Below are 13,534 nucleotides of genomic sequence, written 5' to 3'. Positions count from 1 at the left end.
TACGAATGTCTTTACAACCGCGTCACTGCGCTGCCTGTCGGTGCGCCATTGGCAGCCTGACACGAAACGCCGCCCCGCCCTGCCCCGGCAGATAAGTGATTTCTCCGCCCAAACGCTGCATGATTTCACGGCAGATCGCCAGGCCCAGCCCGGCCCCGCCAGCCTTGTCGACGCCCACGCGGGCGAATTTCTCGAACACCATGGAGCGTGCCTCGGGCGGGATGCCGCTGCCATTGTCGGCAAAGTCTATTACCACCTGCTCACCGACGTCATGGGCCGAGATCGTCAGCACCGGTTCTTCGGCATCACAGTATTTCTGCGCATTGGAAATCAGGTTGATAAAGACCTGCCCCAGCCGGTCCAGATCGGTCTGCAACGGGATACGTTCAGCAGTTTTCGAGCGCCGCACCGTTAGCTTCCGGTTCGATCCGGCCAGCGCGCTGGACACGGCCCGATCCAGCACTGAGCGCAGCGTGTCGTCACCTACATTCAAATTAACCCGCCCGCTTTCCAACACGCTCAGGTCCAGAAGGTCGTCAAGCAACCGGGTCAGGCGCAAGGCTTCGTCGTGAATGATGGCGGCATAACGCGTTTGCTCTTCCCCACTCAGCCCCTCGGTATCGCGCATGATCTCGGAAAACGCGCGGATCGAGGTCATGGGGGTGCGCAGTTCGTGACTGACCTGGCTGAGGAAGCTGTCCTTCTGTTCCGAGATTTGCGTCAGCTTGGTGTTTGCCTCACGCAATTGCCGCGCGGTTCGGCTTAGTTCTGCAGATTTCACCTCCAACTGGCTGGAATACTCCAGCAGCTGCGCGGATTCGTCAGCCACGGCCAGTAGATCCTCGACCGACACGTGCGAGCCGCCGACGATCTGACCAATCATCGCATGCGCTGTGGCGGCACCGACGGAGCCGCTCAGCTCGCGTTCCAGCCGTTCCAGAAATGCAGGGGTTGGTTCCGGCAGGCCGGAGCGCCCTCCCTGCAGGTCCGCCTCAGCTTGAAAAAACTCCTGTGCGGGACCTGCACCCAGTATACGCTGGGTCATGATCATCAGGTCTTCGCTTTGCGCAACCGACCCGGACCAGCCACGCGGTGCGACCGAGTGATCGAAGACGTTTACAAACTGCGCCCCCTGCAGTCGTTCCAGCGGGCTGGGGAAGCTGAGCAGTGATGCAACGCAGAACGCGATGGCGTTCAGGGACAGCGACCACATTACAGTATGTACCATCGGGTCCATACCCTCGATCCCGAACAGGGCCTGCGGGCGCATCCAACCCAAGCCGAACGGGCCGTTTTGCAGCACCGTGTCGGGCATCAGCGCACCACCCATCCCCGGCAGCAAAAGCGTGTAGACCCACAGCAGGAACCCCACGGTCAGACCCACCAAGGCACCGGTCCGTGTCGCGCCGCGCCAGAACAGACCACCAACCAAAGCGGGTAGAATCTGGGAAATCCCGGCAAAGGCAATCAATCCGATCGAGGCCAGTGCCGCCCCGCCCCCTGACAGGCGATAGTAATAGTAGCCCAGTGCCATGATAACCGCGATCGACACCCGCCGCGCCACCAGCACGACGTTCCTGACGTCGCCGGACACGGAGCCAGACCCTTCCTGTGTGCTCAACCAGATTGGCATGACCACGTGGTTCGACACCATCGTCGACAGCGCCATGGCCGTGACGATGACCATGGACGTGGCCGAAGAGAAACCACCGATAAAGGACAGCATCGCCAGCCAGTCATTGCCCTGAGACAGCGGCACGGTCAGCACGAACAGATCAGGGTTCGAGCCTTCGGGCAGCAGGTCCAGACCAACAACTGCGATCGGCACCACAAAGAGGCTCATCAGCAACAGGTACAGTGGGAAAGCCCACGCAGCGGTTCTCAGGTGGCCTTCATCCGCGTTCTCGACCACCATGACCTGAAACATGCGCGGCAGGCAGACAAAGGCTGCTGCAGACAGAAATATAAAGGTGGTCCAGCGCCCAGCATCCACGTTCCATTGGCCGATCTCGGACGCGTCAATGCGGTCCATCATCGGCCCAACGCCGCCCGCGATGCCCCAGACCACAAACGCGCCCACCGCAAGCAGGGCAAACAGCTTAACCACCGATTCCAGCGCAATTGCCGTAACGATACCGTGGTGGCGTTCATTGACGTCCAGATTGCGCGTACCGAACAGGATGGCAAACACCGCCAAACCCGCAGCCACCCAGAACACACTGGAACCTTCGCGATAAAGGCCCGAGGGGTCAGCCTCGGCAAAAATCGAGAATGACAGGGTAATGGATTGTAGTTGCAATGCGATATAGGGGGTGCCGCCCAATACGGCCAGAATAGTCACGCAGATCGCCAGCGTATTGGACTTGCCATAACGCGAAGAAATCAGGTCAGCAATTGAGGTCACCCTTTGGCTGCGCCCGACGCGCACCAACTTGCGCAACCCCCACCACCAGCTGACCATGACCAGCGTTGGACCCAGGTAGATCGTGACGAACTCCAGCCCCGACCGCGCGGCGTTGCCCACCGCTCCGTAAAACGTCCAGGCGGTGCAGTAAATCGACAAAGAAAGTGTATAAACCAGCGGCGAGCGCAGCCATGCACCCCGCCCGGCGGCCGCCAACCTGTCAGCTGCAAAGGCGACGCCGAACAACAGCACCACGTAGCCCAGGCAAACCAGAATCAGAATGTTCAGCGTTGCCATCGATCCGTCTCGGGTTCGGATTCATCATGGCGCCCCATGCGCCTGGCGGCAAATCCAAACACCAGACCGGCCAGGATCATCGCTGCCCAGCAGGTGAAGATGTAAAAGATCGCAGAAGACAGGGGCACGCCCTCCTGCGTGCCTTGACCGTCGGGCCATAACAACGGGATGGCTAACAAGGCCGCGCCCAAAAAGGGCAACAGTCGTGCGGCATCAGACAACCTGCGGCGGCGATAGCTCTGCCGCTCGAGAAACAGCGAAGGCCGGACGCCCGAAGGCTGACGGTCTTCGTCCGAACTCATGACTGTGTTGCCTGCGCGTGCAGGTCCCGCACTGCAGTCAGCATCTCGGTATTGGAAAACGGCTTGGTCATGAAACGACTGACACCGGCGTTTTCGGCCATCTCCCGATCCCGAGACTGCCCTCGCGCGGTCAGCATCAGAACCGGCAAGCTCTGCATACCGTCCACTTCGCGCAGGTCTCTTAAAATCTCCATCCCGTTTTTGCCCGGCAGCATCACATCAAGAATTACGAGATCCGGACTTGCGCCCTGAATAACCTGTAATGCGTCGCTGCCTTCGGCGTGCGTTTGAACCTGCCAACCCTCACGTGTCAGCAGGAACCGAATGGCCTCGGCGATGTTCGGCTCATCCTCAATTAGCAGAACCTTTCGGCTCATGATTATCTGTCCTCCCCGTGACGGGTCAAAAACTGATCGACCCGTCTCTGCCAGCTTACGCGTTCTGTCAGGAATCTGTCAAAAACCTTCGCTCAGAATCGACGGTTCACGACGGGATACGCAATCGCTGTTGGGGCAGACCCTGCAGCTGGGACCAACCCGGGCAACCGCTTGTTCATCTTGCGCAACTTCTTCGACCGACCGCACCAGCATCACTGAACGGTAGACCGGTCCGTCATCAAAGCCGGATATGTGCTGCGGCCACGCATAGGCATAGCAATCGAACACCGCCGCAGTTCGCCCAAGTTGCACGATGCGTTTGCGGATGGGGACCAACGGCCGGTTCAACGCCTGAAACAGCGGCCACAGGGGGCAGGCCTCACCAAAGCGCGGCATTGCAAAACCAGTCACGGACTTGCTGAACAGTATACTGCCGGAGGCATCGCACACCACGAGCCCCGTCGGCCGCCCAAGATACCCGCCCGGCAGAGTCGCCAGCCGCCTCAGCACCGTTGCAACGTTGACTGAAAACCGCGCCGCCAGTTGCAGCGGGTCCATAGGGGCCTCAGCCAGCGCGGCCTGCAGTTGGTCCAGCGGCATTACCCGGGCATCCGCGGCGTAGACTTTGAGAAAGTCGCTGGTCAAGGTTCTTGCCGCACTCGAGTCCAGATCACTTAGGTCAATATCAGCGTCCCCTCCGCCCCTTTCGATCTCGGGAAAATGGTGCTCGTGCGCCTCAAAAAACGCTTCGACATCTTCCAACGGTACGCCGCGATGATCGCCGTCAGAATCGCTTTCATCTAGATAAGCGACCAGCGACTTGGAGCTTTCAGCCAAACGCTCGGCATCCTGATGCAGGTTGCTGTGAAAACGGTCCTGCCATTCGGGTTCGATGTCCTGCGTGTCCGCCAGGATTGCAGCGGTTGACCGAATCGCGGCAGCGGTCGACAGAACCTCGTGCATCGAGGCCGCCAGGTGCGGATCGTGCGTCAGACGGTCCGACAACGTTTCCACGGTGCGCTCCAACGACACGACCCGGCGGTGCATCTGCGCCAACACCCCCGCCCATCCGGGAAACCGCCCGGCAAACTCCTCGAGCCCGTCCAGTTCCGCCTGCTGGCCTACGGCGTCGGCCGCGGCCTCGCGCAGCGCCGCGATCAACGTGGCCTCGACCCCCTGCGTCAGAACCGACGGCTCCACGGCCAGCGTCGCCGCGATATCGACCAGCAACTTGCCGCCAATCCGGCGGCGATTATGTTCGATAAGGTTCAGATATGACGCTGAAATCCCGACCTGACGCGCGAGTTCCGCCTGCCGGAGACCGGCAATCTGACGCCTTTCCCGGATACGACTGCCTGTCAGCGTATCGCGCATGTTCTCACCCCTTCCAAAGCGAAACCATCCGATTTTGACCCCAATTTGTTTTCAGAACTCTTGATGTATTTCTAGTAGTTATGCCGGAGTTTTCATAGATCATTTACAAACTTGACAAAACACACTCGCCAGATGCGGGCTATGCCCACGCAGAATCTGCGCTGGCCCCCTTCTAATTCCCCTGAAATCCCTGCACGATAGCCGCATGAGCGATCCCGCCTTTGAATATGCACCAATCGGGCTTGTCGAATTGGAGAACCGGATCATCCGGCGCTGCAATCTGCAGTTCGCTCGCACCTTTGGTGGCGAGGCCGCGGACTACCGCAACATGCCCCTGTTGCACCTTTATCCGTCCGTAGCGGACTGGGAACGCATCGGCGCGCGCAGCCTGCAGGTGATGCGCGACACCGGGTATTACACGGACGAACGCGTCATGCGGCGACGCAACAGCGACCTGTTCTGGTGCCGCGCGCGCGGACGCTCACTGACCCCCGACGACCCGTTTCGCCACGGAATCTGGAGCTTTTCAGACATCTCGGAAGAACGCCCCCTGGTCGAGCTGACCGCGCGCGAACGCGAGGTCGCGATCTTGTCCTGTCGCGGCCTGTCCGCCAAGGAAATCGGGGCCGAACTGGACCTCAGCTATCGCACGATCGAGGCCTACCGTGCCCGCCTTCTGGAGAAATTCGGGGCCCGCAAACTGCCCGAACTGGTGGCGAAACTATCGGGAATGCCGCTGTAATCCCCTTTCCCCTCGAAATCTTCGTTAAAACCGCCATCTGACAGGGCCAGACGCGCTTTTCATGGCCGGACGCATGGCTTATAACGCTGCGTAATCAGACCAAAGCCCGCATGGAACAGACGGGCCAAAGGGGAACCGTCGAGGACACTCATGACAGACACCAAACACGAAGCGGATGTGGCATTCATCAAGGCACTGGCCGAATTGCTGCGCGAAAACGACCTGACCGAGTTGCAGGTCAAACGCGAATATGGCGAGGAAGACAGCCTGAACGTACGCGTCAGCCGCATGAACCAGGTCGCCGCTGCTCCGGTTCAAGTCGCGGTTCCGGCCGCCGCACCGGTCGCACCGGCTGCCGCACCGGCACCTGCTGTCGCTGAGGCACCCGCAGCGCAGGAAGATCCGGCCAGCCACCCCGGGGCTGTGACCTCGCCCATGGTCGGCACCGTGTATATGCAACCCGAGCCGGGTGCGCCCTCGTTCATCTCGGTCGGCGCGTCGGTATCCGAAGGCGATACGCTGCTGATCGTCGAAGCAATGAAAACCATGAACCACATCCACGCGCCCAAGTCTGGCACCATTAAGCGTATTCTGGTGGGTGACGGCGACGCTGTAGAATTCGGCACCCCTCTGGTCATCGTTGAGTAAGGCGGTCCTATGTTCGACAAGATCCTGATTGCCAACCGAGGCGAGATCGCCTTGCGCGTCATCCGCGCCGCACGCGAGATGGGGATTAAGACGGTCGCCGTCCACTCTACCGCCGACAGCGACGCAATGCATGTGCGCATGGCGGACGAATCGGTGTGCATCGGCCCTCCGCCCAGCCCGCAAAGCTATCTGTCCGTGCCCGCGATCATCTCGGCCTGTGAAATCACCGGCGCACAGGCGATCCACCCCGGCTATGGCTTCCTGTCCGAGAACGCCGAGTTCGTGCAGATCGTCGAAGACCACGGCATCACCTTCATTGGCCCCACCGCGGAGCATATCCGCGTAATGGGCGACAAGATCACCGCCAAGGATACCATGAAGGCGCTGGGTGTGCCTTGCGTTCCGGGCTCGGACGGCGGCGTGCCCGATCTGGCCACCGCCAAAAAGATCGGTGAAAAATTCGGCTATCCCGTTATCATTAAAGCCACCGCCGGCGGCGGCGGGCGCGGCATGAAAGTCGCGCAGAGTGCGGGTGAGATGGAAAGCGCCTTCATGACCGCCCGTGCCGAGGGCAAAGCCGCCTTTGGCAACGACGAGGTCTATATCGAGAAATACCTGACCACGCCACGCCATATCGAGATTCAGGTCTTTGGCGACGGTAAGGGCAAGGCGGTCCACCTGGGTGAGCGCGACTGCTCGCTGCAGCGCCGCCACCAGAAGGTATTCGAAGAAGCCCCCGGCCCTGCCATCAGCCCGGAAGAGCGCGCCAAGATCGGTAAGATCTGCGCCGACGCCGTGGCCAAGATCAACTATATCGGCGCGGGTACGATCGAGTTCCTGTATGAAAACGGCGAGTTCTACTTCATCGAGATGAACACCCGCCTGCAGGTGGAACACCCGGTAACCGAGGGGATTTTTGGCGTCGATCTGGTGCGCGAACAAATCCTTGTCGCCGCTGGTGAGGACATGTCTTTTGGTCAGGATGATCTGGTGATCAACGGCCACGCCATCGAGGTTCGGATCAACGCCGAAAAACTGCCGAACTTCTCGCCCTGCCCAGGCAAAATCTCAGCCTATCACGCGCCGGGCGGACTGGGTGTGCGGATGGATTCGGCTCTGTATGATGGGTATTCGATTCCACCCTATTACGACTCGCTGATTGCTAAACTGATTGTTCAGGGGCGTGACCGGGCCGAGGCGCTCGCGCGTCTGGAACGGGCTTTGGGTGAACTGATCGTGGACGGCATCGACACCACCGTACCGCTGTTCCACGCCCTGTTGCAGGAGTCCGACATCCTCAGCGGCAACTACAACATCCACTGGCTGGAGCGCTGGCTTGCGGAGAACATGGCCGATTAATTCAGCAGGGTCGAAGGGTGCCAACCCTTCGACCTTCGGGCATTCTGCATGAGCCTTTCTCCGGAACTCTTGTTGCACGGATATTCCATCGGCATTTTTCCGATGGCCGAAAACCGTGACGCCGCAGAGTTGTTCTGGGTTGACCCCAAGTTTCGCGGTGTCTTTCCCCTCGACGGCTTCCATATTTCGCGCAGCCTTGCACGCCGTATCCGCAATTGCGGGTATTCGGTAACGATCAATCAGGACTTTGCAAAGGTTGTCGATGGCTGCGCGGATCGCGCGGACACTTGGATCAACACCGAGTTGCGGGACCTTTATCTACAAATTCACCACTTGGGTCACGCGCACTCGCTCGAGGTGTGGGAGGCCGACCATCTGGTTGGCGGTGTCTTCGGTGTTGCACTGGGGGCTGCGTTTTTTGGGGAAAGCATGTTCTCGCGCCGAAAGGACGCGTCAAAAATCGCTCTGGCCTACCTGGTGGATCGCCTGCGGCAAACCGGGTTTCAGCTGTTCGATACGCAGTTTCTGACTGCGCATCTGGCGTCATTGGGCGCGATTGAAATTCCCCGAACGCAGTACCGGCGGGACCTGGAAGAGGCGATCAACGCCAGCGCGGATTTTACCGCGCCGCTGGATCAGTCACCCGAAGGGGTTATACAGCGGATCACCCAGACGTCGTAACGCGCGTGATCCAGCGCGTTCAGCGCCGGAGATGTGGCAATCATCCAACCATCAAACAATTGATCCGATTTGCCTTTTTCCCAGATCGTCAGATAGGCAAAGGCATCACCGGTCGGGTTCTCGGCCGGGTACCTGCATTCCCCAAGTGCCACATCCAGACCAAAAACCGCCGTGGTCTCACCGCTCTGCATTTCCACATCAACGGTCTGGCCATTGACCTTGTCCAAGCCCCGCAGGATCGCCCCGGGGCCTGACTGCGCCTTTTGCTGCGCCATTGCGCCCGTGGCAGCCAGAAGTGCCGCGATCAAGGCAAAACGCTTCATTCGCCGCCGTCCCCGGCCACGAACTTGACCAGCAGCGAGATCAGGCTGACCGCGCCTTGCGTATCTTCGACCTGATCGCCGGGTTCAAAATAGAACGGAGAACCGCCCGGCATCACCTCAACGAAATTGCCGCCAAGCAAACCTTCGGACGAAATGATGATGGCACTGTCGTCCGGCACCAAGATGCCGTCCGCAATCGAGAATGTCGTGTCCGCACGATAAGTGTCCGGGTTCAGAGTTACGCCCGTTACAGTGCCGATCTTGACCCCGGCCAGACGCACATCGGTGCCCACACCCACACCTTCGAGCGAGCGGAAAGATGCCTCAAGCTGATATCCAGTACCACCCTGCGACAGGCCGGTGGACTGGCTGGCATAGACGCCAAAGGCAACGGCGCAGGCCAGAACGGCCCCACCGACAAGAACTTCGGTAACGTTGTAGGTCGACATTGCTCGCCTCGTTTACTCCGGGCTCCAGGCCTCGTAATCCGTGCGCTTGACCGGGTCTTGCCGACGCAGAGACCCCGCAGGGGTATAGGCTAAAGCTGTTCCCGTCAGGTTCTCCTGATGCGGTTTTTCCCAGGGTTTGTGCTGCAGCGGCTTATCGGTCGGCGGCTCATCCCAAGTGCGGTGTAGCCATCCGTGCCAATCGGGGTCGATCCGGCTGGCCTCGGCTTCACCGTTGAAAATCACCCAGCGCTTGCTGTCGTCGGCATTGCGGTAGAAGACGTTGCCTTCGTTGTCTTCGCCGACTTTCTCACCTTTCCGCGCAGTATAGATCTGCGTGTTCAAGGTGGCCCCGTTCCACCAGGTTACGGCCCGCAAAAGACTGTTCAGGATACCCATCGGCTGCCTCCGACATTTCTGTTCCTGCAGATATGGACCAAAGGCTCGCTAAGGTCCAGTGCCACCAGGGCCGCACCTGCTATTCCGGCAAATATGCCGTTACTTCAATTTCGATCCGGTATTTCGGGTCGATCAAACCGCATTCGATCATCGTTGCGACCGGTGGATTGTCGCCGAAGTATTCCCTCAGAATCGGCCAACAGGGTTCGAACTCTGACCGGTCCGGAAGCATGTAGGTCACGCGCACGACATCGGCAAAACTGGCCCCGGCTTCGGTCAGAGCCTTGCCGATCGTTTCGAGTGCCGACTGGCACTGAGCGGTCACGTCATCGCCCTGCCCGACCGTTCCGGCGACATGAACCCAATCACCGGCGACCACCGCGCGGCAATAGCCGATTTTGGCCTCGAATTCTCCGCCTGAGGAAATACGTTTGATCGTCATGGTACCCCTCACAAGAAAACGGCGCGGTCAGTGCCGCGCCGTGACTGGTAATTCGATTTGAACTTACCCGGCCGAGGCCGATTCCGCTGCATCCGCGTAGATGATCAAAGGCTGCTTGTCGGACGACACCGCCTCTTCGTTGACCACAACCTCGGTCACGTTCTTCATGCCGGGCAGTTCGAACATCGTGTCCAGCAGGATGTCTTCAAGGATCGAACGCAGACCACGCGCACCGGTTTTCCGTTCAATGGCTTTTTTGGCAATCGACTTCAGCGCATCGTCGGTAAAGGCCAATTCGGCATCTTCCAGTTCGAACAGGCGCTGATACTGCTTGACCAGAGCGTTTTTTGGCTTGGTCAGGATGGTGACCAGCGCATCTTCGTCCAGATCTTCCAGCGTCGCCAGAACCGGTAGACGGCCGACGAATTCCGGGATGAGGCCGAACTTCAGCAGGTCTTCCGGTTCGAGATCCTTAAAGATTTCACCGACACCACGCTCGTCATTGTCGCGCACATCGGCGCCAAATCCCATGGCCGACCCCTTGCCGCGCTGCGCGATGATCTTGTCCAGACCGGCAAACGCACCACCGCAGATGAACAAGATGTTCGTGGTATCCACCTGAAGAAATTCCTGTTGCGGATGCTTGCGGCCACCTTGCGGCGGCACACTGGCCACAGTACCTTCCATCAGCTTCAACAGAGCCTGCTGCACGCCCTCACCCGACACATCGCGGGTAATCGAGGGGTTTTCGGACTTGCGCGTGATTTTGTCGACCTCATCGATATAGACGATGCCGCGCTGCGCACGCTCGACGTTATACTCGCTGGCCTGCAGCAGTTTCAGGATGATGTTCTCGACATCTTCACCCACATAACCGGCTTCGGTCAGCGTGGTCGCATCCGCCATGGTGAACGGCACATCCAGAATTCGTGCCAGTGTCTGCGCCAGCAGGGTCTTACCGCAACCGGTCGGCCCGATCAGCAGGATGTTGGACTTGGCCAACTCAATATCGCTGCCCGCTTTCTGGGCATGGTTCAGCCGCTTGTAATGATTGTGCACAGCGACCGACAAAACCCGCTTGGCCGTGGCCTGACCGATCACGTAATCGTCCAGAACCTCGCAAATGTCCTTGGGTGTCGGAACACCGTCCGAGGATTTCAGCCCGCTGGCTTTGGTTTCCTCGCGGATGATGTCCATGCACAGTTCGACGCATTCATCGCAGATAAACACGGTCGGTCCGGCAATCAGCTTGCGTACCTCATGCTGGCTTTTGCCGCAGAAGCTACAGTAGAGCGTGTTCTTGCCGTCGCCGCCTGAATTCGTCGCCATGTTCTACCTTTCGGGCTTCGTCCCTGCGGTCCCTCTAGGACCGCTTGCCACCTATTGGTGCAGCTTAGGCTAGCACCGAGACGGCTACAATCTCAAAATGCGCCTCCGCGCAACGCGCGCAGAGGCTAAACCTTAGGCTTCGTCACCGTCCATTTTTGCGCGGTTTTCGACGATTTCGTCGATGTGACCCCAATCTTTCGCCTCTTCCGGGCTCATGAAATTGTCACGATCCAGCGCCTTTTCAACCGCCTTTTTGGTCTGCCCGGTATGACGCACGTAGATGTCATACAGGCGATCTTTCAGTTTCTGCGTCTCGGCCGCATGAATCATGATGTCGCTGGCCTGACCCTGATAGCCGCCGCTGGGCTGGTGCACCATGATGCGGCTGTTGGGCAGCGAGAACCGCATTCCCTTCTCGCCACCGGCCAGCAAAACTGACCCCATCGAGGCCGCCTGACCGATGACCAATGTCGAACATTTCGGCTTGATATACTGCATTGTGTCGTAAATCGACAAACCGCTGGTCACAACACCGCCGGGCGAGTTGATGTAAATCGAGATTTCTTTGCTGGGATTTTCCGCCTCGAGATGCAGCAATTGGGCAACGACCAGATGACTCATGCCATCATGGATCGGGCCGTTGATGAAGATGATCCGCTCTTTCAGAAGGCGTGAGAAAATATCGTAGGCGCGTTCACCCCGGCTGGTCTGTTCGACCACCATCGGGACGAGCGTATTCATATAGGTATCAACTGGATCGAACATTCTGAACCTGCCTGCTTTGCTATGGATCGGGACATTACCCGAAGAAACGTTACCCGAGTCTTAGTGTCGCCACAGGGGGGCTGCAAGGGGGACCGAAGACTTCAGGCCCTGCAGCCGGGATTTGAGTGTTGAACCTGCTCTTTTGTTATCAGTTCGGACAGCGTAATCACATATTGACGCCCTCACATCACATCATTTTGATTCATGCATATGGAAATACATGCGCAAAATATGTAACCAAGGCTCTCACTCAGAGAACCCTCACTCAACGCTCACACGTTTTATGAGTAGACAAGGAAAACACGATGGCCCTTCCCCAGCTTTCGCAAGATATACCTCCCGAGTCGTTCGACAAGATGGTTGAAAACGCAACGCGCGCGTCGAATTTCCTGAAAGCCATCAGCCACGAAGGTCGCTTGATGATCCTGTGCCATCTGGTGTCAGGTGAAAAATCAGTAACCGAGTTGGAAGGGTTATTGTCCGCCCGCCAGGCGGCCGTGTCCCAGCAGCTGTCCCGTTTGCGCCTCGAAGGGCTGGTAACGCCCCGCCGCGACGGCAAGGCGATCTACTATCGCCTGGCGGATGACCGCCCCCGTCGCTTGATCGAACTGATCTACGATATGTTCTGCGGCGAAGACAAAGGCTGATTGCACAGTCCTGACACGTTCTGTTCGCCGTGCTTTGTTCGGCGATCCTTAAAGACCGAACAGGCTTCAAGGCACTGGTTCAATTCAAGAAAAGCTGCTACGCAACAAAAAACTGACACGAATGGAGATACTGATGATCCGTGCAATTCTGATTGGGCTTGCCCTGTTCACCCTCACCGCCTGCGAAACCACAAAGGGCGCTGGCAAAGACATTGAGAAAGCGGGTGACGCGATTCAGAACGCAGCCACGGACGTTCAGGAGAACCTTTGACGCCCCAGATATCGTTAGGTCGCAAAGCGCAAACCCAACGTACAGTTGATGATTCAGCCGACCTGCCGCAGGATTCAGCCTACTGGTGCATAGGCGCGGTATTGCATTTCTGACAAGGCAGCGGGGTCTTGCGAACGCTCAAGACCCCGCTGTTTTTTTTCGAGCAAGAGTAAAGTGGCAGCCTGTTTCAAGCCGAAATACGACAAAAGGAAAAGGCGTCAGGTGCGCAGACGCGGTCCGTGCACGTATCCTTGCGGACACTCCTGACGCCTTGCCGGGTCGACACGTCCGGGGGACGTCCCGAGCCAGTTACCATGGCCCTGATAAGAACCACGGCCGCCGTGCCGTGCCGACAGGCACATCACAGCCCGCGCCGGCCTTCTGAGAGGTTGGTCAACTGATCCGGATTCGAAATCCCGATCAACTGTCCATCCACCGGTAAGTCTCTGCGCAACAAGTCAGATCCTAAAATCCGCCCTCACTGTGCCGACCCCCTGGCCTTTGCGCCCCACCCAAGTTCCTAGGAACCGTTGTGGTAGGGTGATCGTTGCACCGGGGCCGGGGTCCGGCAAGAGAATAGCACTGCAGCATGAAATTTAGTCGGGGATAACGTGTTGATATCCATTGGGAGCGTTTTGGGGATAACTCCGGAAGTCGCGCGGCAGGGCCGGTTTGAGGAAGGAAAACTTTGAGCAATGCCAAAACGACTAATCAGACTGCGTTTCTGC

The 13,534-nt window shown here is 58.7% G+C and carries 16 protein-coding genes; 6 read left to right on the top strand and 10 right to left on the bottom strand.

What is annotated here, in order from left to right; genetic code table 11:
• Positions 1–22: 22 nt before the first annotated feature.
• The 4 genes from AC2FEE_RS11690 to AC2FEE_RS11675 form a co-directional block, all read right to left on the bottom strand.
• Positions 23–2,701, bottom strand: a complete 2,679-nt coding sequence (locus AC2FEE_RS11690) for an ATP-binding protein (protein ID WP_496865368.1) — start codon at positions 2,699–2,701, stop codon at positions 23–25.
• Positions 2,689–3,003, bottom strand: a complete 315-nt coding sequence (locus tag AC2FEE_RS11685) for a hypothetical protein (RefSeq protein ID WP_496865366.1) — start codon at positions 3,001–3,003, stop codon at positions 2,689–2,691. Before AC2FEE_RS11685 ends, AC2FEE_RS11690 begins: the two co-directional genes overlap by 13 nt.
• Positions 3,000–3,380 (bottom strand): response regulator transcription factor, encoded by a 381-nt coding sequence (locus AC2FEE_RS11680; RefSeq protein WP_496865364.1) that lies wholly within the window; start codon positions 3,378–3,380, stop codon positions 3,000–3,002. The genes AC2FEE_RS11685 and AC2FEE_RS11680 overlap by 4 nt, the downstream gene beginning before the upstream one ends.
• A gap of 78 nt (positions 3,381–3,458) precedes the next feature.
• Positions 3,459–4,754 carry a short-chain fatty acyl-CoA regulator family protein gene (locus AC2FEE_RS11675; protein WP_496865362.1) on the bottom strand — a complete coding sequence of 432 codons (1,296 nt, stop codon included), beginning with the start codon at positions 4,752–4,754 and terminating at the stop codon, positions 3,459–3,461.
• Between the two features lie 205 nt (positions 4,755–4,959).
• Between AC2FEE_RS11675 and AC2FEE_RS11670 the strand changes: the two genes are divergently transcribed.
• The 4 genes from AC2FEE_RS11670 to aat all read left to right on the top strand — a co-directional run bounded on the left by AC2FEE_RS11670 (position 4,960) and on the right by aat (position 8,184).
• The gene (locus AC2FEE_RS11670; protein WP_170326802.1) at positions 4,960–5,496 is read left to right on the top strand and encodes a LuxR C-terminal-related transcriptional regulator; all 537 of its coding nucleotides are present in this window, start codon (positions 4,960–4,962) and stop codon (positions 5,494–5,496) included.
• Positions 5,497–5,646: 150 nt separating this feature from the next.
• On the top strand, positions 5,647–6,144 hold the full coding sequence (accB, locus tag AC2FEE_RS11665; RefSeq protein ID WP_496865360.1) for an acetyl-CoA carboxylase biotin carboxyl carrier protein: 498 nt from the start codon (positions 5,647–5,649) through the stop codon (positions 6,142–6,144).
• A 9-nt stretch (positions 6,145–6,153) separates the two neighbouring features.
• Positions 6,154–7,503 carry an acetyl-CoA carboxylase biotin carboxylase subunit gene (accC, locus tag AC2FEE_RS11660; RefSeq protein WP_496865359.1) on the top strand — a complete coding sequence of 450 codons (1,350 nt, stop codon included), beginning with the start codon at positions 6,154–6,156 and terminating at the stop codon, positions 7,501–7,503.
• 48 nt (positions 7,504–7,551) lie between these two features.
• The gene (gene aat / locus AC2FEE_RS11655) at positions 7,552–8,184 is read left to right on the top strand and encodes a leucyl/phenylalanyl-tRNA--protein transferase (RefSeq protein ID WP_496865358.1); all 633 of its coding nucleotides are present in this window, start codon (positions 7,552–7,554) and stop codon (positions 8,182–8,184) included.
• On the opposite strand, the gene AC2FEE_RS11650 is transcribed toward aat, so the two are convergent.
• The 6 genes from AC2FEE_RS11650 to AC2FEE_RS11625 all read right to left on the bottom strand — a co-directional run bounded on the left by AC2FEE_RS11650 (position 8,139) and on the right by AC2FEE_RS11625 (position 11,888).
• Entirely contained in the window at positions 8,139–8,507 is a 369-nt protein-coding gene (locus tag AC2FEE_RS11650; protein ID WP_496865357.1) for a DUF2155 domain-containing protein, read from the bottom strand. The genes aat and AC2FEE_RS11650 overlap by 46 nt on opposite strands.
• Positions 8,504–8,956 carry an outer membrane lipid asymmetry maintenance protein MlaD gene (gene mlaD / locus AC2FEE_RS11645; RefSeq protein WP_421597501.1) on the bottom strand — a complete coding sequence of 151 codons (453 nt, stop codon included), beginning with the start codon at positions 8,954–8,956 and terminating at the stop codon, positions 8,504–8,506. Before mlaD ends, AC2FEE_RS11650 begins: the two co-directional genes overlap by 4 nt.
• A gap of 12 nt (positions 8,957–8,968) precedes the next feature.
• Positions 8,969–9,352, bottom strand: coding sequence for an NADH:ubiquinone oxidoreductase subunit NDUFA12 (locus tag AC2FEE_RS11640; protein WP_496865355.1), 384 nt, complete (start codon positions 9,350–9,352; stop codon positions 8,969–8,971).
• Between the two features lie 79 nt (positions 9,353–9,431).
• Complete coding sequence (locus AC2FEE_RS11635; RefSeq protein WP_496865354.1) at positions 9,432–9,794, bottom strand: RidA family protein; 363 nt, start codon at positions 9,792–9,794, stop codon at positions 9,432–9,434.
• 63 nt (positions 9,795–9,857) lie between these two features.
• The gene (gene clpX, locus AC2FEE_RS11630) at positions 9,858–11,123 is read right to left on the bottom strand and encodes an ATP-dependent Clp protease ATP-binding subunit ClpX (protein ID WP_058282413.1); all 1,266 of its coding nucleotides are present in this window, start codon (positions 11,121–11,123) and stop codon (positions 9,858–9,860) included.
• A gap of 132 nt (positions 11,124–11,255) precedes the next feature.
• On the bottom strand, positions 11,256–11,888 hold the full coding sequence (locus AC2FEE_RS11625) for an ATP-dependent Clp protease proteolytic subunit (RefSeq protein ID WP_058282412.1): 633 nt from the start codon (positions 11,886–11,888) through the stop codon (positions 11,256–11,258).
• A gap of 305 nt (positions 11,889–12,193) precedes the next feature.
• Between AC2FEE_RS11625 and AC2FEE_RS11620 the strand changes: the two genes are divergently transcribed.
• Positions 12,194–12,535 carry an ArsR/SmtB family transcription factor gene (locus AC2FEE_RS11620; RefSeq protein WP_496865352.1) on the top strand — a complete coding sequence of 114 codons (342 nt, stop codon included), beginning with the start codon at positions 12,194–12,196 and terminating at the stop codon, positions 12,533–12,535.
• Positions 12,536–12,668: 133 nt separating this feature from the next.
• Complete coding sequence (locus AC2FEE_RS11615) at positions 12,669–12,806, top strand: entericidin A/B family lipoprotein (protein ID WP_496865350.1); 138 nt, start codon at positions 12,669–12,671, stop codon at positions 12,804–12,806.
• The last annotated feature ends 728 nt before the right edge of the window (positions 12,807–13,534 follow it).

The sequence above is a fragment of the Ruegeria sp. YTSC199 genome, assembly GCF_059609725.1.
Note: the sequence above shows the minus strand (reverse complement) of the source record. Positions and strands in the feature narration are given on the sequence as shown.